Source organism: Roseovarius halophilus (ex Wu et al. 2025) (genome assembly GCF_047086965.1).
In genome coordinates this window covers 1-21,855 of the sequence record NZ_JBKOTX010000091.1, presented here as the reverse complement: position 1 = coordinate 21,855, position 21,855 = coordinate 1, and the positions used below count along the sequence as shown (strand labels likewise).

General features: G+C 65.4%; 20 protein-coding genes and 1 pseudogene. 1 reads left to right on the top strand and 20 read right to left on the bottom strand.

Going from position 1 to position 21,855, the window contains the following annotated elements:
• The 9 genes and pseudogenes from ACH107_RS17755 to ftsW form a co-directional block, all read right to left on the bottom strand.
• Nucleotides 1-460 (bottom strand): annotated as a pseudogene (locus ACH107_RS17755) (cell division protein FtsQ); the annotation flags it as partial.
• On the bottom strand, nucleotides 448-1,326 hold the full coding sequence (locus ACH107_RS17750) for a D-alanine--D-alanine ligase (protein WP_412506971.1): 879 nt from the start codon (nucleotides 1,324-1,326) through the stop codon (nucleotides 448-450). The pseudogene ACH107_RS17755 and the gene ACH107_RS17750, both read right to left, overlap by 13 nt.
• Before the next feature lie 184 nt (nucleotides 1,327-1,510).
• Entirely contained in the window at nucleotides 1,511-2,449 is a 939-nt protein-coding gene (gene murB, locus ACH107_RS17745; RefSeq protein ID WP_310690575.1) for a UDP-N-acetylmuramate dehydrogenase, read from the bottom strand.
• Between the two features lie 9 nt (nucleotides 2,450-2,458).
• Complete coding sequence (locus ACH107_RS17740) at nucleotides 2,459-2,722, bottom strand: DUF2484 family protein (RefSeq protein WP_412506969.1); 264 nt, start codon at nucleotides 2,720-2,722, stop codon at nucleotides 2,459-2,461.
• Nucleotides 2,723-2,775: 53 nt separating this feature from the next.
• Nucleotides 2,776-2,997 (bottom strand): DUF2484 family protein, encoded by a 222-nt coding sequence (locus ACH107_RS17735; RefSeq protein ID WP_310690577.1) that lies wholly within the window; start codon nucleotides 2,995-2,997, stop codon nucleotides 2,776-2,778.
• Nucleotides 2,988-3,215, bottom strand: coding sequence for a hypothetical protein (locus ACH107_RS17730; RefSeq protein ID WP_310690578.1), 228 nt, complete (start codon nucleotides 3,213-3,215; stop codon nucleotides 2,988-2,990). Before ACH107_RS17730 ends, ACH107_RS17735 begins: the two co-directional genes overlap by 10 nt.
• Nucleotides 3,212-4,630 (bottom strand): UDP-N-acetylmuramate--L-alanine ligase, encoded by a 1,419-nt coding sequence (gene murC, locus ACH107_RS17725; protein ID WP_405049828.1) that lies wholly within the window; start codon nucleotides 4,628-4,630, stop codon nucleotides 3,212-3,214. Before murC ends, ACH107_RS17730 begins: the two co-directional genes overlap by 4 nt.
• Nucleotides 4,630-5,730 (bottom strand): UDP-N-acetylglucosamine--N-acetylmuramyl-(pentapeptide) pyrophosphoryl-undecaprenol N-acetylglucosamine transferase, encoded by a 1,101-nt coding sequence (locus tag ACH107_RS17720; RefSeq protein WP_310690580.1) that lies wholly within the window; start codon nucleotides 5,728-5,730, stop codon nucleotides 4,630-4,632. Before ACH107_RS17720 ends, murC begins: the two co-directional genes overlap by 1 nt.
• Before the next feature lie 2 nt (nucleotides 5,731-5,732).
• Complete coding sequence (ftsW, locus tag ACH107_RS17715; protein WP_310690581.1) at nucleotides 5,733-6,899, bottom strand: putative lipid II flippase FtsW; 1,167 nt, start codon at nucleotides 6,897-6,899, stop codon at nucleotides 5,733-5,735.
• Between the two features lie 149 nt (nucleotides 6,900-7,048).
• Between ftsW and ACH107_RS17710 the strand changes: the two genes are divergently transcribed.
• A complete protein-coding gene (locus ACH107_RS17710) occupies nucleotides 7,049-8,233 on the top strand; it encodes an NAD(P)/FAD-dependent oxidoreductase (protein ID WP_412506970.1) in 1,185 nt (394 codons plus the stop codon).
• Nucleotides 8,234-8,255: 22 nt separating this feature from the next.
• On the opposite strand, the gene murD is transcribed toward ACH107_RS17710, so the two are convergent.
• The 11 genes from murD to ACH107_RS17655 form a co-directional block, all read right to left on the bottom strand.
• Nucleotides 8,256-9,647 (bottom strand): UDP-N-acetylmuramoyl-L-alanine--D-glutamate ligase, encoded by a 1,392-nt coding sequence (gene murD, locus ACH107_RS17705; RefSeq protein ID WP_412506968.1) that lies wholly within the window; start codon nucleotides 9,645-9,647, stop codon nucleotides 8,256-8,258.
• Nucleotides 9,648-10,009: 362 nt separating this feature from the next.
• The gene (locus ACH107_RS17700) at nucleotides 10,010-11,410 is read right to left on the bottom strand and encodes a TRAP transporter large permease (RefSeq protein WP_412506967.1); all 1,401 of its coding nucleotides are present in this window, start codon (nucleotides 11,408-11,410) and stop codon (nucleotides 10,010-10,012) included.
• Between the two features lie 12 nt (nucleotides 11,411-11,422).
• A complete protein-coding gene (locus tag ACH107_RS17695) occupies nucleotides 11,423-12,055 on the bottom strand; it encodes a TRAP transporter small permease subunit (RefSeq protein WP_412506966.1) in 633 nt (210 codons plus the stop codon).
• Nucleotides 12,056-12,125: 70 nt separating this feature from the next.
• Nucleotides 12,126-13,145: a TRAP transporter substrate-binding protein DctP gene (gene dctP, locus ACH107_RS17690; RefSeq protein WP_412506965.1), complete on the bottom strand. Its 1,020-nt coding sequence runs from the start codon at nucleotides 13,143-13,145 to the stop codon at nucleotides 12,126-12,128.
• A gap of 122 nt (nucleotides 13,146-13,267) precedes the next feature.
• The gene (locus ACH107_RS17685; RefSeq protein ID WP_412506964.1) at nucleotides 13,268-14,608 is read right to left on the bottom strand and encodes a sigma-54-dependent transcriptional regulator; all 1,341 of its coding nucleotides are present in this window, start codon (nucleotides 14,606-14,608) and stop codon (nucleotides 13,268-13,270) included.
• On the bottom strand, nucleotides 14,605-16,338 hold the full coding sequence (locus ACH107_RS17680) for a sensor histidine kinase (RefSeq protein ID WP_412506963.1): 1,734 nt from the start codon (nucleotides 16,336-16,338) through the stop codon (nucleotides 14,605-14,607). Before ACH107_RS17680 ends, ACH107_RS17685 begins: the two co-directional genes overlap by 4 nt.
• A gap of 154 nt (nucleotides 16,339-16,492) precedes the next feature.
• A complete protein-coding gene (locus ACH107_RS17675; RefSeq protein ID WP_412506962.1) occupies nucleotides 16,493-17,113 on the bottom strand; it encodes an ABC transporter permease subunit in 621 nt (206 codons plus the stop codon).
• Nucleotides 17,110-18,651 (bottom strand): transporter substrate-binding domain-containing protein, encoded by a 1,542-nt coding sequence (locus ACH107_RS17670; RefSeq protein ID WP_412506961.1) that lies wholly within the window; start codon nucleotides 18,649-18,651, stop codon nucleotides 17,110-17,112. The genes ACH107_RS17675 and ACH107_RS17670 overlap by 4 nt, the downstream gene beginning before the upstream one ends.
• Nucleotides 18,652-18,674: 23 nt before the next feature.
• Complete coding sequence (locus ACH107_RS17665; protein ID WP_412506960.1) at nucleotides 18,675-19,493, bottom strand: class I SAM-dependent methyltransferase; 819 nt, start codon at nucleotides 19,491-19,493, stop codon at nucleotides 18,675-18,677.
• Between the two features lie 26 nt (nucleotides 19,494-19,519).
• Nucleotides 19,520-20,803 carry a substrate-binding periplasmic protein gene (locus tag ACH107_RS17660; RefSeq protein ID WP_412506959.1) on the bottom strand — a complete coding sequence of 428 codons (1,284 nt, stop codon included), beginning with the start codon at nucleotides 20,801-20,803 and terminating at the stop codon, nucleotides 19,520-19,522.
• 868 nt (nucleotides 20,804-21,671) lie between these two features.
• A partial coding sequence (locus tag ACH107_RS17655) for a hypothetical protein (RefSeq protein ID WP_412506958.1) occupies nucleotides 21,672-21,855 on the bottom strand: 184 nt, incomplete at its 5' end.

The window sequence follows — 21,855 nt, the reverse complement described above, 5'->3', positions numbered from 1 at the left end:
CGGCCACCGGCTGGCGCTGCTCGACGGTCACCTGCAGCACACCGCCCGGGCGCACCCGCAGCGCGGCCTCGGCCACCGGTGCGAGCGCGGCCACCCGGGCGCGCATTTCCTTGAGATCCAGCTCGAAGGACGAGGTCGGAAATTCCACCGGCAGGACCGTGCGGATCTCGCGCGACAGGGCCTCGTCGGCCCCGTCCACCGCCATCACGCGGACGCTGAATTCCTCGCGGCCGAGAAATTCCATGCGGGCCTTGGCAAAGGCCTCGGCGACCATCTGGCGGTTCGCCTCCTGCGCCCCCCAGGCCGTCAGCGCCCCACCGACGGCAAGCAGCGGCAACCCCACGACGATCAGCCGCCGCAGGCCGGGTGTCAGCATCCAGCGCTGGAACCGGTAGCCCCAGCGCGATGGCGCGGGATCGCGGGGTGCGGCGCCCGAGCGGTTGCGTCTCAACGTCCGCATGAGGCGTCCTCCACCATCCATGTCACCAGCGCCGGGAAATCCAGGCCACAGTGGGCCGCCTGTTCGGGCGACAGAGACGTCGGCGTCATGCCCGGCTGGGTGTTGGTCTCCAGCAGGATCAGACCGTCCAGGCCGCGCGCCGTGTCCCAGCGGAAGTCCGTGCGGCTCAGGCCCCGGCACCCCAGGGCGTCATGGGCGCGCTGCGCGAAGGACAGACAGGCGTCGAAGATATCCTGAGGGATCTTGGCGGGCACCTCGTGGCGCGAGCCGCCCTCGGCATATTTCGCGTGGTAGTCATACCAGCCCTCGGTGACGATATCCGTGACCGTCAGCGCCCGGTCGCCCATCACGGTGGTCGTCAGCTCGCGCCCCGGTGCATAGGTCTCGACCATCAGGACCTCGGGCAGGTCCGGGGCGAGGGTCGGCGGGCCGTTCGCGGCCTCGGTCACGATATGAACCCCGACGCTGGACCCCTCGTTGTTGGGCTTGACCACATAGGGCGGCGCCATGAGGTGGCCCGCCTCGATCGTGGCACGATCCGCCAGCAGGCTGTCAATCGTCGGCAGCCCGGCGTCGCGGTAGGCGTCCTTGGTGCGCTGCTTGTCCATGGCCAGCGCCGAGGACAACACGCCGGAATGCGTGTAGGGCAGCCCGAGCCATTCCAGCAGGCCCTGGACGCAGCCGTCCTCGCCCCAGCGGCCGTGCAGCGCGTTGAAGACCACATCGGGCCGCAGCGTCTGAAGCTGCGCGGCCAGATCCGGCCCGGCGTCGATTTCGTGAACGTCATAACCGGCAACGCGCAGGGCGGCCGCACACTCCAGGCCCGAGCTGAGGGAAACCTCCCGCTCGACAGATGGGCCGCCCATCAGGACGGCAATGGTCTTTGGTGCCCTGCTCGACACGCTCACCGCCTCGGGTTGCGGCCGCTTTGGCGCGGCCTCTTGTTTTTCGACCGCTTCTGCGCGGCCCTGTCTTGTGGACCGCTTCTGCGCGGTCCGTGCCTGTTCGCTTGTCGGCCCCTGCCTGTCGGGCCGTGCCGGTTGTCCCGGCTTAGCTGTCAGCGGCCGGTTCACCGACCCGCATGATTTCCCATTCTAGCGTGAGGCCGCTGTTTTCGTAAACCTTTTTTCGGACCGCCTCACCCAGACCCTCAAGGTCCGCCGCCGTGGCGCCATCCGCGTTGGTCAGGAAATTCGGGTGCTTGTCGTTCATCACGGCGCCGCCCAGCGTGGCACCGCGCATCCCGGCCTCCTCGATCACCTTCCAGGCCTTCAGGTCGTGGCTGTCATCCGCCCGCCCGGTGCTGGAAAACCCGGCCGGATTGCGGAAGGTGGACCCGGCGGTGCGGTCCGTGGTCGGCTGCGTGGCGTCGCGCTTGGCCAGTTGAATTTCCATGCGTCGGGTCAGGTCCTCGGGGGCGCCCGCAGGCGCATCGAAAACCGCCTCGGTTATGACACAGCCCGCGGGCAGGCTGCTGCTGCGATAGGCCAGGCCAAGCTCTGCCACAGGCAGCGTCGCAACCTCGCCAGTGCGCAGCACGACGCGCACCGCGCGCAGAACATCCGCGGTGTAATCCCCGTAGCAGCCCGCGTTCATGGTCACGGCGCCGCCGATGGCCCCGGGGATCGTGCGCAGGAAGGTCAGGTCGCAGCCCGCCTCGGCGGCCCTGCGCGCGACATGGGCATCCAGCGCCGCCGCCCCGGCGCTCACCGTCTGCCCCTCGATGGAGATGCCGTTGAAGCCCCGGCCCAGGCGGATCACCACGCCGCGGATGCCGCCATCGCGGACAATCAGGTTGGACCCGACGCCCATGGGAAAGACAGGCACCGCCTCGGGCAGCGCGGCCAGGAAGGCGGCCAGATCGGCCTCGTCGGCGGGCTGAAAGAAGACATCCGCCGGGCCGCCCACGCGCAGCCAGGTCAGGCCGGAGAGATCCCGGCCCCGGGTCAGCGTGCCGCGCACCTCGGGCAGGTTGAAGTCAAGTGTCATGTGCCGCTTCTACGCCTTGGGCCGGGCGCGCTCAACCCGCCGCCGCAGCCAACGCCCCAGGAACAGGACGGGCCAGCGCAGCACCGACATCCCCGCGATCAGCACCAAAAGCCCCACCCAGGGGCCATTTTCCACCGTGACCCAGCCCAGCAGCGGCACGCCGATTGCGATCAGCACATAGGCCCGCTTCCAGTGGTTGTCGCGGCTGGGGATCAGCGCCAGCACGTTTGCCGCGATGGCCCAGAGGAAGACGGCGATCAGAGACGCGCTCATCGCGGACGCTCCGCTGCCTGCCCGCGCGCCCGCGCCCGCGCCCGCGCACGCGCTCAGAGATAGCGCAGCGGGTTGCGGAACATCGACACGAAAGCGGCCAGCGCCAGGGCCGACCAGCCCCAGCCATGCGCCGCGCCCAGCCAAAGGATCAGGACCGGTGCCGCAATCAACAGCGTGACCCCCGGCAGGTATTGCCGCCGCAGGGGCAGAAGTGCCGTCCCGCTCGCGGCAAGGGCCCAGAGGATCGACAGAAGCACCGGCAGGCTCACAGCCATCCCCCCGTCACGATCCGCCGCAGCGGCGAGGCCAGCGCCACACCGCCCCCCATCGCCGCCAGCGCCGCCCCGGCCTCGGCGGGGTTGGCCTGAAAATGCAGCAGCAAAAGCCCGCCCGCGGCGACGACAAAGGCGAAGAGAAACCGCCGCAAAATATGCGTCACGCTGACCAGCGCGAAAAGGACCACCGCGCCCACGATGATCCAGAGGGCGGTCATCCGGCCAACCGCGCCGGCAGGGCGTTGGCCCAGGCGCTGATGGTGCCGGCGCCAAGGCAGACGACCATGTCGCCGGGGCCCGTCTCGGCGCGCACGATGGCGGTGAGGTCGTCGAGCGTGTCGATGGCGCGCGCGTCGCGGTGGCCGGCGCGGGTCAGGCCGGCGACCAAGTCGTCGCGGCTGGCGCCTTCGATGGGCGTCTCTCCGGCGGCGTAGACCTCGGCGATCGCGACGACATCGGCCTCGTTGAAACAGGCGCAGAAGTCGTCGAAGTGGTGGTGCAGCCGGGTGTAGCGGTGCGGCTGGTGCACGGCGATCACGCGGCCCGCGCTGGCCTGGCGCGCGGCGCGCAGGACGGCGGCGATCTCGGTCGGATGGTGGCCGTAGTCGTCGATCACGGTGACGCCGCCCACCTCGCCCACGCGGGTGAAGCGCCGCCCCACGCCCTTGAACCCGGCCAGCGCGGCCCGGATTTCCGTACGTTTCATGCCCAGATGGCGGGCCACGGCCACCGCCGCCAGCGCGTTGGACACGTTGTGGTCGCCCGGCATGGGCAGGGTGCAGCCCGCGATCACCGCGCCCTCGGCCTGCAGGGCGATGTCGAAATGCGCCACGCCCTTGTCATAGCTCAGGTTCACCGCGCGGATGTCGGCCTGGGTGTTGAAGCCGTAGGTCAGCACGCGCCGGTCGGTGATCTTGCCCACCAGCGCCTGCACGTCCGCGTCATCGGTGCAGCAGACGGCCAGCCCGTAAAAGGGGATGTTGCTGACGAAATCGTAAAAGCCCCGGTGCAGGTTCTCCTCGGTGCCCCAATGCTCCATGTGCTCGGGGTCGATGTTGGTGACCACGGCGATGGTGGCGGGCAGGCGGTTGAAGGTGCCGTCGCTCTCGTCGGCCTCGACCACCATCCACTCACCCTCGCCCACCCGCGCGTTCGAGCCATAGGCATGGATGATACCGCCGTTAATCACCGTGGGGTCGAATTTCCCGCCGTCCAGCAGCGCCGCAACCATGGTGGTGGTCGTGGTCTTGCCGTGGGTGCCGGCGACGGCGACGTTGGATTTCAGCCGCATCAGTTCGGCCAGCATCTCGGCCCGGCGCACCACCGGCAGGCCCCGGCGGCGCGCCTCGTCCAGTTCGGGATTGCCGGGTTTGATGGCCGACGAAATCACGACGACCTCGGCCGCCTCCAGGTTCGCGGCCTGCTGGCCCTCGTGGATCAGCGCGCCAAGGGCCTTGAGCCGCTCGGTGATCTTCGAAGATCTCAGGTCCGACCCCTGCACCACATAGCCATGGTTGACCAGCACCTCGGCGATGCCCGACATGCCGATGCCGCCGATGCCGACGAAATGGATCGGGCCGACATCGAGGGGGAGTTTCGTGGCTGCGGCATTCATGAGCGGGTGTCCATCCATCACTTGGGGTGCGCTCCGGCGAGGCCCTCCACGAGGGTCACCAGGGCCTCGGTCGCATCGGGCTTGCCCACCGACAGGGCCGCCTGCGCCATCTGCGCCGCGCCCTCGGGGTCGGACAGGACCGACGAAATCTGTTCGGTCAACGTGCCGACTTCGAGCTTGGATTCCGGCACCAGGATCGCCGCGCCGGCCTGCGCCAGGGCGCGGGCATTGGCCGACTGGTGGTCGGCGGTGGCAATGGCCAGCGGCACCAGGATCGACGGCCGCCCGATCACCGAGATATCGGCGACCGACGAGGCGCCGGCGCGGCTGATCACCAGCTGCGCCTCGGCCATGCGGGTGGGCAAGTCGTTGAAAAAGCTCTGCACGTCGGCGGAAATACCCTCGCTGGCGTAGTAGTCGGCGACGCGCGCGTGATCTTCTTCGCGGGCCTGGTGGCTGACGCGGATGTGGCGGCGAAGGGGCGTGGGCAATCCGGCGATGGCAGGCGGCACCACATCGGACAGGATGCGCGCGCCCTGGCTGCCGCCCATTACCAGGATCGACATCGGGTAGTCGCCCGGCGCGATATAGCCGGCGCCGCCCCGGTCCAACACCGACCGGCGCACCGGGTTGCCGCTGTGCACCCCGTCGACGCGCGCGGGCAGCTCGGTCGGCCAGGTGCCGCAGGCGACCTTGTGCACCCGACGGGCAAAGATGTGGTTGACCCGGCCCAGCACGCCGTTCTGTTCATGGATCATGCGCGGTTTGCGCAGCAGAGTGGCCGCCGCCATGGCCGGAATCGTCGGGTAGCCGCCGAAGCCGACCACCACATCAGGCCGGTCGCGCAGCATCTTGACGACCGCGCCGATCACGCCGCCAACGATGCGGAACGGCACCAGCGCCTTGCCCAGCATGCCGCCACGGGCAAAGGTGGCGCTGCTGACCTGTTCGATCTCGACCACATGTGGAAAGCCGCCCGTATAGCGCGCACCGCGCGCGTCGGTGGAAAGCTTGACCCGCCAGCCGCGGCGCAGCATCGCCTCGGCCAGGGCCTGGGCGGGAAACATGTGCCCGCCGGTGCCCCCGGCGGCGATGGTCAGAAGCGGCTGGCGCGCCATGCTCAGCGCCCCCCGCGCAACAGAATGTCGCCGATCTCGCCCTGCGGGCGGCTGCGCGTCAGGGCCAGCAGCATGCCCACGGCAATGCCGCTGGCGATCACCGAGGAGCCGCCGTAGCTGACGAAGGGCAGCGTCATCCCCTTGGCCGGGAGCAGACGCACCGCCACGCCCATGTTGATCATTGCCTGCACCCCGATCATCGCCGCCAGGCCGCTTCCGGCCAGCCGGATGAAGGGGTCGCGCTCGCGCATCAGCCGGATCAGCGAGCGCAGCACGATGGCCATGTAAAGCGCGATGATCGTGGCCACGCAGACCAGGCCGTATTCCTCGGCCGCGACGGCGATGATGAAATCCGTATGCGCATCGGGCAACGACCATTTCACCTGCCCCTCACCGACGCCGACACCGAAGAAACCGCCCTCGCGGATGGCGTTGGTGGCGTAGCCTAGCTGGGTGCGCGGATCGAGGTCGGGCGAGAGGAACCCGTCGATGCGGCGGGCGAAATGCTCGGAATTGGAATAGGCGACACTGCCGCCCAGGATGGCCAGCCCGGCGATGGCCAGCAGCAGGAACAGCGGCGCGCCGGCGACGAAATAGATCACGCCCCAGCCGAAGAGGACCAGCGCCGCCTGCCCGAAATCGGGCTGCATGGCCAGAAGCGTGACAATCACCAGCGCCAGCGCAAAGGAATAGGACTTGCCCGGCGGGCCGCCCAGTTGCTGGCTGGCGGCCATGAACCAGGCGGCGACGACGATGAAACCGGGCTTGAGGAATTCCGACGGCTGGAAAGACCCGAAGCCCATCGAATACCAGCGCACCGCGCCCTTGCCGAAGTCGGTCCCGAAGAATGGCAGCCCCAGAAGGGCCACGAAGGCGACAACAAAGCCCAGCACGCCCAGCCGCCGGATCAGCGTCGGCGACATCATCGACATCACGGCCATCACTGCGATGGCCACCGCGCCGAAAAACGCTTGACGCTGGACATAATGGAAGGGGGCAAAGCCGTTGCGCTCGGCCAGCGGCGGCGAGGCGGCCAGCCCCAGCAGCAGGCCGATCCCGAACAGGGCGAGCGCGCAGGACAGGGTCCACCTGTCCACCGTGCGCCACCAACGGGGAAGAACCGGGTCCCCGGACGTGGCCGGAAGGGCCCCATAGACCATCTCTGTCATGGCATTACCGCTCGACTGCCTCGTTCACGCCCGGTTGACCCGGGTCAATGGCATCAGCCTAGCCGAGCGGCGCCATGATTTCCAGTGAAATAAGGCGCGGACGTGTCGCGCCCTTGCGCTGCGGTGGATTTCCCGGCAGTCAGCCGCCGATGCAGGTCAACACGCTGATACTTGGGGCCGGGGCCGCCGGTCTTTATTGTGCCGCCCATGCCGGGCCGGACACGCTGGTCGTCGATCATGCCAAGGCCCCGGGCGAGAAGATTCGCATCTCGGGCGGCGGGCGCTGCAATTTCACCAACATGCACACTGGGCCAGAGGCCTTCCTGTCGGGCAACCCGCATTTCTGCAAGTCCGCCCTGGCGCGCCACACCCAGTGGGATTTCATCGACCTGGTCGATCGCCACGGCATCCCCTGGCACGAAAAGACGCTGGGCCAGCTGTTCTGCGACACCTCGGCCAAGGACATCATCGCCATGCTGCTGGCCGAGCTGCGCGCGGCGGGGGCCGATCTCTGGCTGCAAACCGAGGTGGGCGAGATCACCCACGACGGCGCGCGGTTTCACGCCACGCTCGCCCGCGAGGGGCGGTGCCAGAAGGTCACCGCCCGGCACCTTGTGGTCGCCATGGGCGGAAAGTCGATCCCCAAGATGGGGGCGACGGGCCGGGCCTATGACATCGCCGCCCAATTCGACGTGCCGGTGACCGAGACGCGCGCCGGGCTGGTGCCGTTCACCTTTTCCGACAATCCCTTCGCGGGGCTCTCCGGTGTCTCGACCCCGGTGCGGGTCATGGCCGAAGACGGCACCGGCTTTGACGAGGCGCTCTTGTTCACTCATCGCGGATTGTCCGGGCCCGCGATGCTGCAGGTCTCGAACTACTGGCAGCCGGGCGAGGGTCTGACCGTTGATCTGGCCCCCCGCGCCGACCTCTTCGAAACCCTGCGCATGGCGCGGGCCACCGCGGGGCGCAAGCGGCTGTCCAGCCTCTTGCCCCTGCCCGCGCGGCTGGTCGAGCACCTTGGCGCGCGGCACGATCTGTCGGGCAACATGGCCGACTGGTCCGACACCCGGTTGCAGGGTCTCTGCGACGCCCTGACCGGCTGGCAGGTCCGCCCCACCGGCACCGAAGGGTATCGCACCGCCGAGGTCACGCTGGGCGGCATCGACACCGACGCGCTGTCCTCGAAGACGATGCAGGCCAAGGCGGTTCCGGGGCTGCATTTCATCGGCGAGGCGGTCGACGTGACCGGCTGGCTGGGCGGCTACAACTTTCAGTGGGCCTGGTCCTCGGCCCATGCGGCCGGACAAGCCATCGCCATGGCCAGGCACGCCTGAGCGGCGCGCGGCCGAGACCCGGTCAGAGCTTTGCGACCTGCGCGGTGAAATCCTCGCCGCGCCGCTCGAAGTTGTCATACTGGTCGAACGAGGCCGCGGCCGGGGCCAGCAGCACCACCTCGCCCGGTTCGGCCTCGGCGGCCGCCCGGGCCACGGCAGTTTCCATGTCGGTGCAGACCTCGGCCTCGACGCCTGTCAGCTGCATCGCGAAATCCGCCGCCTCGCGCCCGATGACATAGGCCTTGACCACCGATCCGGTGGCCCCGTCCAGCGCCGCCAACCCGCCGTCCTTTTCCAGCCCGCCGCAGATCCAGCGCACCCGGTCGAAGGCCGCGAGCGCCTTGGCGGCACTGTCCACGTTGGTCGCCTTGCTGTCATTGACGTAGCGCACGCCGCCGATTTTGGCGATGACCTGGCTGCGGTGCGGCAGGCCGGGGAAGGTCTGCAGCGCCTGTTCGATCACGCGCGGGGCAAGGCCGAGGGTGCGGCAGGCGGCATAGGCGGCGCAGGCGTTCTGATGGTTGTGCTGCCCCGGCAGGCCGGCAATGGCACGCAGGTCGATCGACCCCAACTGCCGCCCCTTGCGCCATTCGGCCAGGAACCCCTTGCGCGCGAAGACGTGCCAGCCCTCGCCCGCCAGTTTCGACGTGGCCACGCGGATCACCCGGTCGTCGGCCGGGCCGGTGGCCAGCTGGTTGGCCAGATAGCGGCCCTCGGGCTCGTCCACGCCGATGACGGCGCGATCCGGCCCGCCCTCGGCGAACAGCCGCCGCTTGGCCGCGAAATAGCCCCCCGGCCCTCCGTGACGGTCCAGGTGATCGGGGGTGAGATTGGTGAAGACCGCCACATCCGGCGTCAGCGCGCGGGCCAGCTCGGTCTGGTAGGAGGACAGTTCCAGCACGATCACGTCGCCGTCATGGGGCGGCTCGATGTCCAGCACCCCGCGCCCGATGTTGCCCGCCAGCTGACTGGGCCGGCCCACGTGGTCAAGGATGTGATGGATCAGCGCGACGGTGGTGGACTTGCCGTTCGATCCGGTGACGGCGATCACCCGCGGCGGCTGGTCGAAGTCGTCCCATTCCCCGCCCGCGAGGCTGCGGAAGAACAGCCCGATGTCGTTGTCCACCGGGCAGCCCGCCTCCCAGGCGCGGGCGATGGCCGGATGCGGCGCGGGGTACAGATGCGGAATGCCTGGCGAGGTGATGAGCAGCGCTACCCCCTCATAGGCGCCCGGCTTGGTCAGGTCGCGCAGGGCGGCGCCCACTTCGGCGGCGCGACGCTCGGCCTCGGGGCCATCGTCCCAGACCACCACCTCGGCCCCGCCGGCCTGCAGCGCGATCACCGCCGCCCGGCCCGACCGGCCCAGCCCCAGAACCGCCACCCGCTGGCCGGCGACACCGCGTACAGGAATCATGAAAACGGCCCCCCTCGGCCCGGTCAGATCAGGCCGCCAACCTGCCCCCTGCGGGCGTCAGAGGCAAGACGGGGCGCACGCAGCCAGCCGGTTCCAGAGTATGCTTTCAGCGTCGTCTTGCACCACGCCTTCGCCCTGCCTCCACCATACCCGCATGAGGCGAAGGCGAAAGCTCAGCGCGGCAGTATGGGGGCAAGACCCCACTCGGCCCGGAGCGCGCCGAAGGCGCAGGGCCAACGGCCCGGCATCGCCGATCGAGGCGCATATGCCGAAGGTATACTCGGCCAGGCCCGGGATCTTCCACGAATCGAGATCACGCCACCCAATTCGAGTGTTCCCGGACCCCGCGTGTCGCGGCTTTTCTAAGCGAGGCTCGGCAGCCACAGAACGATCATGGGAAAGGTCACTAGCAACCCGATTGTCACCGCATCGGCGATGAAGAAGGGCATCACGCCGCGGAACACGTCCTGTACGCTCAGATCGGCGCGCACGCCGGCCACCACGAAACAGTTGAGGCCGATTGGCGGCGTGATGAGACAGAACTCCGCCATCTTGACCACGAGTATGCCGAACCAGATCGCGCACATAGGCCCCGACATGCCGAACGTGCTGTCGGCGGCCGAGACCATCGCCCCGCCATTGAGCGCCATCACCGCCGGATAGACCACGGGCAGCGTCAAAAGCAGCATCCCGATCGCGTCCATGAACATGCCCAGCACGGCATAGGCCAGCAGGATGCAGATCAGGATCAGCATCGGCGAAACCGTCAGCGAGGTGATCCAGTCGGCGAAGGCCGCGGGCAGGTCGGCAAAGCCGAGAAACCGCACGTAGATCAGCACGCCCCAGATGATGGTGAAGATCATCACCGACAGTTTCGCCGTCTCGAGCAGTGCATCCCGCAGCTCGGGCCAGCGCATTCCTCGATAGAGCGCCATCAGGAAAACAACGAACGCTCCGATCGCGCCCCCTTCGGTCGGTGTGCCCCAGGCATCGCCACCAAACGGATTGTAGACGAAGAAGATGATCGTCACGACGACAAAGACGATGGGCAGGGCGGGTGGCAGCGCCACGAAGCGCTCGCGCCAGGTAAAGCCGCTGACCGGCGGGCCGAATCCCTTGATGGTCAGCGCCAGCCCGATGATGAGCGCCGCGTATACGAAGGCCGAAAAGACACCGGGGACGAACCCCGCCAGCAAGAGCTTGCCCACGTCCTGCTCGACGATGATCGCGTAGATCACCAGCAACGCCGAGGGCGGGATGAGCGAGGCCAGCGTGCCGCCGGCCGCCACGACGCCCGCCGCGAAGCGCTTATCATAGCCGATCTTGAGCATCTCTGGGATGGCGATGCGCGCAAAGACGGCCGCCGTCGCCACGCTCGCCCCCGACACGGCGGCAAATCCGGCCGTGGCAAAGACCGTCGAGACCGCAAGCCCCCCGGGCACCCAGGCGATCCAGCGTTTCGCGGCCTCGAAGAGTGCCTTGGTCAGCCCCGCGTAATAGGCCAGATAGCCGATCATGATGAAGGTGGGGATGAGGCTGAGCGCCTGTGAACTGACCTTGGAATGCGGCACCTGACCGGCCGTCTTGACGGCCACCGTCAGCGCCCAGACGAACTCGTCCCCCGCATAGCCCTTCTTGGACCAGAAAATCCAGATCAGCCCGAGCGTGCCTGCGAGGGCTGCGGCAAAGGCCACGCGCATACCAAGAATGACGACGACCAGCAGCAGACCGGTGACCACAAGCCCGATGTCTATCGGCTCCATCAGGTGCCTTCCCTATTCATCGCGGCCGCTCAGCTGCGCGGCCTCGCGCGCGGCCTGCGTCGCCGCATCCTCAATCAGAGGCACCGCGACCGGACGCTCCGCTCCGGTGACCAGCGCCCGCCCGAAGCCCCAGACCTGCAGCATCAGCCGCAACGACAGCACGGCGAAGGCAATCGGCGCGAGGATCTTCGCCGGCCAGATCGGCAGGCCGATGTCCATGGTGCTGTCCCGGCTCCACATGGGCGCGTTCCAGTCGAAACTGCGCTCGAAATGCGCCCAGCTGCCCCAGACCAGCAGCAGCATCAGCGCCAGCACCAGCACCGTGGTGATCAACTCGATCAGCCAGAGTACGCGTCCACGAAACATCCCGACGAAAATATCCATCCGGATGTGCCCACCATCGCGCTGCGTATAGGCCACGCCCATGAAGGCAATAAGCGGCATGATCTGCTCGATCCAGTCGACGTAGCCGGGCAGCGGTTGATTGAAAAAATTACGCCCGCCCACGGAAACCACCGCCAGTACCATCAGCGAGAACACGGCCAGCCCGCTCAAGAGCGCAAGCTGCCGCTCGATCCGGTAGAGGCCACGATCAAACCTGCTCAGACTGCTGGTATCGGACAGGACAGAGGCCGCTCCTGCCATGGATCATCTCCCGTTCAGGTCGCAAGACCGCGGCCCGTGACGCATACACCACGGGCCGCGCAGCTCAGGCTCAGGAGCCGCCCTTGATCTCTGCCAACGTGTCGCTGGCAAAGTCGTGGAGCTCTTGCGCGGGGAGGCCGCGATCGCTCATGTCCTCGATCCAGGCTGCGGCGGCCGGGCCGGCGACCGCCTCTTCGAAGTTCGCGAGTGCATCCTCGTCAAAGCTGATCACCTCGATGCCGCGCTCTTCGAGCGCCGGACCCCAAGCCTCCAGTGTGTTGTTCTCATAGTTGTCGACATAGTGATCGAGCGCTTCGTCGATGGATCCCAAAAGCGCCTCGCGATGATCCTCCGACAGGCTGTCGAGCGCGTCGGTATTGGCAACGACCGGGCAATTAACCGTGCCGGGGTTGAGGTTCGAGGTCCACCACTCGCCGTTTTCGATCGTGCCGAAGGACATGTGCGCATGCGGGGCAAAGGCCACGGCCTTGACCACGCCACTATCCATCGCCTGCCGCACTTCGGTTGCGGACATCGAGGTGGGCACCGCGTCCACGGCCTCCATCGCGGCGCCGATCCCGCCGGTGGCGCGCACGCTCAGCCCCGCGAAATCATCAAGGCTGCCGGGCGCATCGCCCAGCCCCACGAGGTTATACTGCGGCAGCGGCGACGGCATCAGAAGCTCCGCGTTCCAGCGCGCCAGGTCTTGCTGCGCGGCCGGATGGTCGTAGAGCGCCATCGACAGTTCACGCTCCTGCTCCAGCGTCTCGACGCCCAGGAACGGCAATTCGAGAACCGTGATCGTCGGGTTCTTGTCGCGGTGATAGCCCGCGCAGAACTGCGCCATCTCGAAGGCCCCGATGGAAATCCCGTCCAGGTTCTCGCGGTTGTTCGACAGGCCGCCGTAGCTGATGTTGAGGGTGAATTCGCCGTCGGTCTTTTCACTCACCAGTTCGGCCAGCTTCTCGACGTGCTCGGTAAAGGCGCGGCGCTTGCCCCACAGCGAGACGTTCCATTCGGTCGCCATCGCCTCGCCGGCAAAGGCAAAGCTGATCGCGGCCACGGTGGTATAACTCAACAGTTTCGGCATGGTTTCTCCTCCCAGATGTCATGCGTCACGATGCCGGCAATCCTGTTTCATGCCACAAACAATGCCTAGGAAGAAAACCGCGCATGACAGTCACAGCCGCCCTGCGGATTTCCGCAAGCAGGCTACAGCAGCGCCCCCTTGTCCAGCCCCAGCTTGACGATCTTCTCGTTGAGCGTGCGCCGGCCGATGCCAAGCGCCTCGGCCACCGCTTCCATCTGTCCCTCATGCGCGGTGATCGCCTTGGCAATGAGCTCGCGCTCGAAGGCGGCCACAGCCGCCCGCAGCGTGTCCGGCACATCATCGGCCAGCGCATCGCGGCGCAGCGCCTGCGCCATCGACCCGGCCCCGCGCCGCGCGCTCAACACCCGGCGTTCGCACACGCTGCGCAACTCGCGCACATTGCCCGGCCAGTCGTGCGCCAGAAGGGCCGCACTGTCCTCGGGCGTCAGATCGGGCACACGGGTCTCGTATAGGCGCGCGAACTCGTCAAGGAATCGCGCCGTCAGCAGCATTACGTCATTGCGCCGCTGCCTGAGCGTGGGCAGGGCAATCATCGTGGTATTCAAGCGATACAGCAGATCCGCCCGAAGCCGCCCCTCGCGCACCGCCTGCTCGGGGTCTTCGTTGGTGGCGGAAATCACCCGGAACGCCAGCGGCACCGGGGCCGTCGCGCCAAGCGGCAAGACCTGCTTGTCCTCGATGACCCGCAACAGCTTTGCCTGCACCGGCATCGGGCAGGAGCAGATTTCATCCAGAAACAAGGTGCCGCCATCGGCCCCCTGCAAGCGCCCGTTGGCCACGCCCTCGGCCCCGAACATCTCGGCTTCGAAGCCCTCGACAGACAGCGCGGCACAGTTGAGCGCCAGAAATGGCCCCGCCGCATCGCCGCTCAGGTCATGCAGCGCCCGCGCCACAAGGTCCTTGCCGGTGCCTGTCTCACCCTGCACCATCACCGCGGCCGCGCTCTGGGACAGGTCCAGCACCTCTTCGCGCAAGGCAACGGTCTCAGGCGTCTCACCCAACAGCGCCCTGTCCAGCCCCGAAAGCTGCATCAGGCGCGATTTCAGCCGCTCGGTCGTGCGCCGCATGGTATGTTGATCCGCGGCATGGCGCAGGATGTTCAGCAACCGGCGCGGCTCATAGGGTTTCTCGACGAAACTGTAGGCCCCGCGCTGCATCGCATCCACCGCCATGGCGATATCGCCATGCGCCGAAATCAGCACCAGCGGCGGCGACAGATCACGATCGAGACTGTCCAGCAACTCCAGTCCCGACATGCCCGGCATTCGTACGTCAGACAGGATCACGTCCGGTTGGAATGCCTCCAGTCGCTCGGCCAGCCGCTCGACGCGCGGTTGCGCCTCGACGCACCAACCCGACGACTCCAGCAGGTCGATGAGCGAAAGCCGCATCGCGCGGTCATCCTCGACAATCAGAATACGGAAGGTCCCTGATGTGCTCATGCCGCGCTCAGATCCTTGTCCATGCCCTGTTGCGGGATCTCGATCCGGAACATCGCACCGCCCCGCGCAAGGTTATCGGCGCTGAACCGGCCCTGATGCGCCTTGACGATATTCGCCGAAATCGCAAGGCCCAACCCCATGCCGCGCCCGCTCTCGCGCGTCGTGACAAACGGCTCCTGCAATTCATCAAGGCGCGCCTGCCCCAGCCCGTGTCCGGTATCATGCACCTCGACCCAGCCTATGTCATGACCTTGCCCGAGCATGATATCGATCCGTCGCTCCGCACAGTTCTCCACTGCATCCACAGCATTGCGCAGCACGTTGGTCAGCACCTGTTCCAACCGCAACTGATTGCCGCGCACGATGACGGGCTGATCCGGCGCATCAACCGATGTCGTGGCCCCCACGTTGGAGATATTCGGCGCGACCAGCGACAGCGCCGCCTGCACCACGACCTCCAGGTCGACCGGGCCAAATTCCTCGCGGTCATTGCGGGCAAAGAACTTCAACTGTCGCGTGATCCCCTCCATCCGGTCCACGATCCCGGTGATCCTCGGGATGAACCGCACCGCCGGTTGCCCGCCGATCTCGGCCGCGGCCAGGTGGTTCCGCATCGCCGCGATGGGCTGGCCCAATTCGTGCGTGACCGACGCCGCCAGTTGCCCCAGGGCGGCCAGACGGCTCGCCCGCTCCAACTCGTCCTGCGTCCGCTTGAGCCGGCGTTCGGCCGTGCGGCGTTCATCGATCTCTACGGCCAGCCGCTCGTTGGCCTCGCGCAGCTGCGCCTCCTCCGCCTCGGACCGGCGCAGGGCGGCGCCGATCCGCTGCGTCCGGCGCACCTGCGACACAAGGAAGCCCGCGCCCGCGAGCAGCATCACCAGACCTGTCAGCAACAAGCTGCGCGTCACGGCCGCGTTGTCATCAGCAAAGTAGTGAAGCACCCAGTCATGTGGAGCCACCGAAGCCGACAAGTGAATACGCTCGGACCCGTCGATCACGGCACGCGCATCGTCCCTGGGCTCCCAGTCCAGAGACGCGAGGTCTTGCCCCGGAAACTGGCGATCCTGCGCAATTCGGGCGCGTTGATCCGGGCTCAGATCGCGCAGGCTGCGATAGCGCCACCTGGGGTCCGACGAGAGCAGGACGATCCCGTCGCGATTGGCCAGGAACACCTGTTCCCCGGCCGCGCGCCAGGCGTCTTCAAGATCGGTCAGATCCAGCTTGATGGCGATCACCCCGGCCAGCCCGCCTTCGGCGTCGCGCACCGCGTCGGCGATGAAATAGCCGGGCAGGCCCGTGGTCGCCCCGATGCCGTAGAACCGTCCCTGCGCACCCTCCCGCGCTGCCTGAAAATAGGGGCGAAAGGCGTAATCCTGCCCCACGAAGCTGTCAGGGCGACCGGCGTTAGAGGCTGCAATTGTCGTCCCGTCGCGCCGCATCAAATAGATCGCATCGAGCCCCGATTGCGCCGCAAAGGCCGCCAGTCTGCGATCGAGCCGCCCGGTCGCGCCCCCCGTGGCGGTGTCGATCACATGGGTATCACGCGCGAGCACATAGGTCAGGTGTGAAAACCGCTCAAGTTCCGAGCGTACGGTGCTATGGTACAGCGAAAGCCGTCCGCGGGCCTTGGCCTCTTCCTCGGATTGGAAAAAGCTGAGCGAGAGCCAGAAAACGCCGATTGCCACGCAGAGCGCGGTAAAAGCGGCCAGGACGGTGGTATTAAATCGCATGGAGCAAATGTATTGGGATTTTCGAGGGTCCGCGCAACCGAAAGCTGGTGATCCGTCGCCCGGCCAGCCATCGCAGACAGCCCGGACCTCGGGCCGCTCTCATGACCTCAAAAACTAAGGTCCGGGCAGACAGGGCCAGACGCGTTGCCCGACATCAATCTCTGGCATTGCGCAGAGCCAGGAAGTTCAGGCCGGCTCTTGCCAGCAGGCCGAACGCAAAAAACCAAAGCGCGGCATATACATAGCACCAAGTAAGAAATCCCGGTGTGTCTGTGATGGCCGCAACCCGGCCCGCGCGGGCCACGAGATCGTCGGCACCGATAACAGAGGCTGTGGCCGACGCCATGACTATAATCATCGCGTATTGCGCCGATGCAATGCGAAGCGTGGGTCCGAACAGGCGACGCCCGGAAATTTTGGCGCCCACGATCTGGTCAGACAAAAACCCTGCCACGGGAATGGCCAAAGCAAGGGCGGCCTTGATCCACGGATCGACAGGCTGCACCCCCCCGCCGGGCAGCGCAATTTCCTGTGGAAGCATAACTGCGAGGTAGAACATCATCACGAACGAGGGCACGTTGCGGCAAAGTGCGGTGGCGCCGCGAGCGCCAAGAGCAATGAAACGACTTTGCATCAACCGCAACAGGCCGATTGCCAGTCCCACCGTTGTTCCGATCAGGATGGCCAGGCCCGAGATTTGGAGGTTCATCACAAAGCCCTTGGCCATGTATGGCGTCCAGGCGAGCAGAATATCGAAGATTTCGCTCAACGTCATTCCAGCCACCTTCGAAGAGCTTCGAAGAAGGCCATGATGATCATGACAAAGACCAGGTAGAAGCCAAGAAGAAGGTTCATCATCAAAGCCTTGTCGGCACCTTCTCCCACAAGATCCGTGGTGGCGGTGATCATGTCGAAATAGGCGACCGCGCTGGCCATGCCGGCAGCCTTGACGATGTTGACCAGCGTGGCCACGATCCCGTCATAGCTTCCGAGAAAGGCCCTGATCAGCCCGATATCCGGGTTTTGTCGCACCTCGGCGCGGAGGAGAACCGCGATTGTTGCCCCGGCATAGGCAGAGAAGACCAGGCTCGCGATCGCGAAGGCCCCCGGCTGGACACCCGTTCGGTCATGCAGCCAGGCCGTGAGGCCGAAGAACAAGATATAAATCTGCAGAATGGGCGGCGTCAGCTGCGCCAACGCCACGATGCCCCGGGCCGCGGCATCTATGGGCGCGAGGATCGCTGGCCCGGAAGCTGTACGCAAGAGAAGCGCGGCCATGCCGATACCGAAAAAGCAGGCGCCGAGGATGGCCGTGATTGATATCGCAACAGTGTTCGCAAGCCCGGTCAGCAGGCGCGAGCGATTGTACGGATCAAAAAAGACGGTGACGTCGAGGCCAGTGGCGGCGTCGACCGCGCCGACCCAATCTGGCGTTGAAATCTGGCGACCCGATCTCGCGATTGTCGAAATCAGGCAGTCTTCCGGGAACGCACCCTCGGGGCCACGGCGGCAGACCATTCCGTCGGATGCTTCCCGCGACCAGAGCGTCTGCATCTCTTCGAGAAAGGGGGATGTCGTCCCGAGCCACCGCTCTTCGATCGACAGCAGCGTGCCATCGGCGTGCCACGCGGCGACAAGATCACCGATGCGTCTGGCCAGCTGCCTTGACTCGGCGCCGCGCGCCACGGCCATTGCCCAGGGGGTGCCGTTGATGGTGGGCATTGCGACCTCGAAGTCCTCCCATCCCGGCTCGGCCACCATCCCGGCCAACGCAGTATCGTCATAGGCCAGCCCGGCGCAGCGACCGTCCTGCAGGGCTGCCTTGGCATCGACGAGCGTGGAAAACGTAAGAGGCTCGATCAGCAGGGATTCACTCAAGTGACGGTTGTAGTAGGCGCCGCGCACAAGGCAGATTGATCGGCCGCGTAGCTGCCCCCACTCGGCAAAGGGCGAGTTCGATCGTTTCAGCAGTCGAACGCCGCTGGCATAATAATGCGGCAAAATCAGACGGGCGGCTTTGCGCCTTTCGACCGTGGCCCCCATGGTCGCGATGACCAGGTCAACGGTCCCCTGTTCCAGTCGCGCCAATCGATTGGCCGAGGTGACCGGGACAAGCCGCGGCGACACGCCAAGTGCGTCGGCGATGTGTGCCGCAATATCCGGCTCCATACCGGTGATGGCGCCGCTTGAATTGTAGCTGCCCCAGGCGCCGTAATCCGCCTTCACGCCGACCGTGATGATCCCTCGATCCCGGATATTGTCGAGCGTGTCGGCTGTCGCCGGAACCACAGAAAGCACCAGGGCCGCGATCAATACGAAAAGTACAACCGGGCGCGTCATGCCGGGCGTGCAACCGCGATCATGCCGTACCCGAATTTGGCCGGACAGGTCCGGCGCAGGACCGCGTCCAGCGCGCCGATCCAACGGTTGTTGGTTATGGATTTTTCGGAAAAAATTGACTCTGCCCGGATGCTTTCTACCACGAGCCCTGCCATTTCGAGTTCGCGCGCAAGCGAGGCGGAATCGTAAAGCATGTAGGGCAGCTGAACCCGGTCCCTGCCGAAACTGCGCGCATAGCGGATTTCACCGCCCTCGCAGCGTCTCTGAGCGCGCTGTTCGCCCCGAAACCGACGACGACGGTTGGGCACCGACACCACGATCCGCCCATGATCCGGGTGGAGCATCGCGGAGAGACGCTGCAAAACGTCCCGGCGCGCCATGGCCGTTTCAATGTGGCTCAACACGCCGAAAAGGCATGCGGCGACATCGACGGGCCCGGCCTCCGCGATGACCGCGTCGAGTAAAGCGGGATCCGGCCCGGTCAGCACAACCTTTTCCGCCAGCCCGGACATTGCCAGTCTGGCTTGTGCCCCGCGCAATGCAGTGTCCGAAATATCATATCCTATGACACTGCCACAAAACTCGGCGAGTGGCAGAAGATAGCGGCCACTGCCGCATCCGTAGTCGAGCACCGAGCCGCCTGCCGGCATGTGAGCCAGAACAGCGTTCAGCACAGCAGTATTTGGGCGGGGATATCGACGATCGTAGTGACCGGCACCGAAATACAGATCGTACTGTCGTGCGGTTTCGAGATTCACGTCACTCAGTGACCCTTTCTCCTTTTTGGGCGGCCCGGTTGGCTGCGCATTGCGCATGATGGCATTCCTTTCGGGCCTGTTTTTTATTGCGGCGATATCGAGCCTTCCCCGAGATATTCCTGGACCAACTCGCGCCACTGGACGTGACGCAGCCGCGCGAGAATCTCGCGGTCGATCTTTCGTCGTAGTGCATCCTGCTCGAGAGTGATACCCCAGCCATATGGTTCGCTGACAAAGCTTCGAGGCTGTATCTGGACACGCGGATATGCGCCGGACCGTGCAAGATATGTCAGTTGAAGCCAGTCGCCAAGGACAACATCTACGTCCCCCGCTTGCAGATGCTGCAACGCGGCGTCCCAGCTTGGGGCGATCAGGCAGCCGGTCTCTTTGTCTTTCGGCAGCGTTCGGTCGCAGCGAAACAAGGCGTCGGCCTCGACCCTGTTTTCCATGAAGCTCTGGCCGGTGGAGTTTGCAAGTGTTGCGACCCGATGCAACGGGAGTTCGTCCCACGCCACCGTTTCGGTACGGTCAACAGAGTTTATGAAAGATGTCGTGAGAACAGAAAATACACCGGCCGAAAAGGTCAGGCCCACGACCACCATCGCAGCCTCCAGTAGGCGCCCGGTTGCTGTCGGGAAAGCGTTTTCAAGCGACTTGAGACCCGAGGTACGCGCCATCGTCTCGTACATGAAAAACGCACCACGTCCCATTGGCCGGTCTGGCGCGTCTTCATCGGAGGTGCCCTTGACACGGCGTGAAACCGCGTAAGCGAGCAGAATGTTGAGGGCAATGAAGCTGAGAACTGCGATGACCGTCCGTTGCTGCATCAGCATGTTCCACAGGATTTGCCCGGCGTATCGGAAGTCGATCCCCTCGGTTTGCAAGCGCGCGACGACAAGGCCCGATGACAGATACTGGACCGAGAAATCGAAGCGCTCCGTCCGCTCTGACGTGATCGTCAAGGGCGATATCACAACGTCCAGCGCGCCATCCTCAAGCGCAGGAATCTGCGCAGAGAGAGGACATTCCACATAGACGTAGCCATTCTCGAGACCAATCCCGGCTGCGACGCTTTCCCAAAGGTCAATCGACAGCCCTCGCAGACCGCGCAAGTCGTCGTCGACGACGAAAGGCGGCGCCTCGCGGATGCCAATGCGCAACTGTTCTTCCGGTTGCCCGGCCGGAGGATTGCAGGCGGACGTTCCCTCGGCGTACGCCGGAGTCCACGTGCAAAGGGCGAACAGAAGTCCGCCCAGCAAAAGCCGGGTCCCCAGGTGAAGAAAGCGCCACGACAACGCCGGATGCGCAGCAGTCGAACAGGTCATACCGTGCCTTAGCAGGTCGAGACTTTCAAAGGTAGTGCCCATGCACACGGGCTGAGCCGGATCTCCGGACTGGGATCTTTCAGGGTCAGGACCCTTCGATTTCAGGTCCGTTGCGTGGCTCACGGCCCCGAAAATGGAGCGGCGACATGGCCGGCCTTTTCCGGCTGATCCAGACGCGGATGGCGCGTCGGCACCGCCGGGCGCGCGCAAAACGGTGGCCCTGACCTTATTCGATGATCACAGCGGTCGCGTGGCAGGTTTCATTGTCTATCAAGGCCGTCGCCTCGCCAATATTCATTCCGCCAAAACCATTCTCTGCCCGATATGTCATCAGCAAAGTATGCTGGCGGTCATCGCTACACCTCCACGCCGATTTCCGAACGCCCTCCGTCCGGCACAACGCTGTCGTTGAAGCGCACGATTCCGCCATCTCCGATTATAGCGGGCAGGATGTATCATCCTTTGTAAATGTCGTGGTACAAGACTGATATAATACGCAAATTGAACATACATGGCGGTGGGGACGGAATCCCGAACAAAAGATCTCTTCTGCCCATTTTGAAGCCTCCATCCTGCCCGCTCGCAAAGCCCATCAGAGAAAATTTGTTCGGAGTCGCGATTGCCCAAAACGGGCCGGACGCGCCCGGGACAGAAAAATCGCCACGACATCTTTCAGGGCAGTCGTAGGCCGACAAACGAAAGAATAATTATTGTTTTAAAACAACATCTTCATCAATCATAGCAGCCATGAAAGCCGCCAGAGAAAGCACGCGCGCAGTTGAGCAGGAGTAAATTTCGCTCGGAGTGTCATCCGGTTTGAAATGCGACCCCGACCAAACGGTATCAACTACTGTTCTTGCATCTTCGAAGCTGCGGTAACCTCGAGAAAAAGCATATATTTTACAATGCTTTATGATTTATCGCGTTTTCGGCGCCCCTCAAAACTGCCGCCAGCGCGTTGTCCAAGAGAAAGGTTTGCTCGCAGTTCCCTCCGAGGTGGGGACGGAATCCCGAACAAAAGATCTCTTCTGCCCATTTTGAAGCCTCCATCCTGCCCGCTCGCAAAGCCCATCAGAGAAAATTTGTTCGGAGTC

Coding starts and splice junctions, on each gene's coding strand:
- murB (WP_310690575.1), bottom strand. CDS start 2,449: ATGACACTTGACTTCAACCTGCCCGAGGTGCGCGGCACGCTGACCCGG.
- ACH107_RS17750 (WP_412506971.1), bottom strand. CDS start 1,326: ATGGGCGGCCCATCTGTCGAGCGGGAGGTTTCCCTCAGCTCGGGCCTG.
- ACH107_RS17695 (WP_412506966.1), bottom strand. CDS start 12,055: ATGGCAGGAGCGGCCTCTGTCCTGTCCGATACCAGCAGTCTGAGCAGG.
- ACH107_RS17710 (WP_412506970.1), top strand. CDS start 7,049: ATGCAGGTCAACACGCTGATACTTGGGGCCGGGGCCGCCGGTCTTTAT.
- ACH107_RS17730 (WP_310690578.1), bottom strand. CDS start 3,215: ATGACCGCCCTCTGGATCATCGTGGGCGCGGTGGTCCTTTTCGCGCTG.
- ACH107_RS17700 (WP_412506967.1), bottom strand. CDS start 11,410: ATGGAGCCGATAGACATCGGGCTTGTGGTCACCGGTCTGCTGCTGGTC.
- dctP (WP_412506965.1), bottom strand. CDS start 13,145: ATGCCGAAACTGTTGAGTTATACCACCGTGGCCGCGATCAGCTTTGCC.
- ACH107_RS17675 (WP_412506962.1), bottom strand. CDS start 17,113: ATGACGTTGAGCGAAATCTTCGATATTCTGCTCGCCTGGACGCCATAC.
- murC (WP_405049828.1), bottom strand. CDS start 4,630: ATGGATGGACACCCGCTCATGAATGCCGCAGCCACGAAACTCCCCCTC.
- ACH107_RS17680 (WP_412506963.1), bottom strand. CDS start 16,338: ATGCGATTTAATACCACCGTCCTGGCCGCTTTTACCGCGCTCTGCGTG.
- ftsW (WP_310690581.1), bottom strand. CDS start 6,899: ATGACAGAGATGGTCTATGGGGCCCTTCCGGCCACGTCCGGGGACCCG.
- ACH107_RS17660 (WP_412506959.1), bottom strand. CDS start 20,803: ATGGGCACTACCTTTGAAAGTCTCGACCTGCTAAGGCACGGTATGACC.
- ACH107_RS17665 (WP_412506960.1), bottom strand. CDS start 19,493: ATGCGCAATGCGCAGCCAACCGGGCCGCCCAAAAAGGAGAAAGGGTCA.
- ACH107_RS17735 (WP_310690577.1), bottom strand. CDS start 2,997: ATGGCTGTGAGCCTGCCGGTGCTTCTGTCGATCCTCTGGGCCCTTGCC.
- murD (WP_412506968.1), bottom strand. CDS start 9,647: ATGATTCCTGTACGCGGTGTCGCCGGCCAGCGGGTGGCGGTTCTGGGG.
- ACH107_RS17685 (WP_412506964.1), bottom strand. CDS start 14,608: ATGAGCACATCAGGGACCTTCCGTATTCTGATTGTCGAGGATGACCGC.
- ACH107_RS17720 (WP_310690580.1), bottom strand. CDS start 5,730: ATGGCGCGCCAGCCGCTTCTGACCATCGCCGCCGGGGGCACCGGCGGG.
- ACH107_RS17740 (WP_412506969.1), bottom strand. CDS start 2,722: ATGAGCGCGTCTCTGATCGCCGTCTTCCTCTGGGCCATCGCGGCAAAC.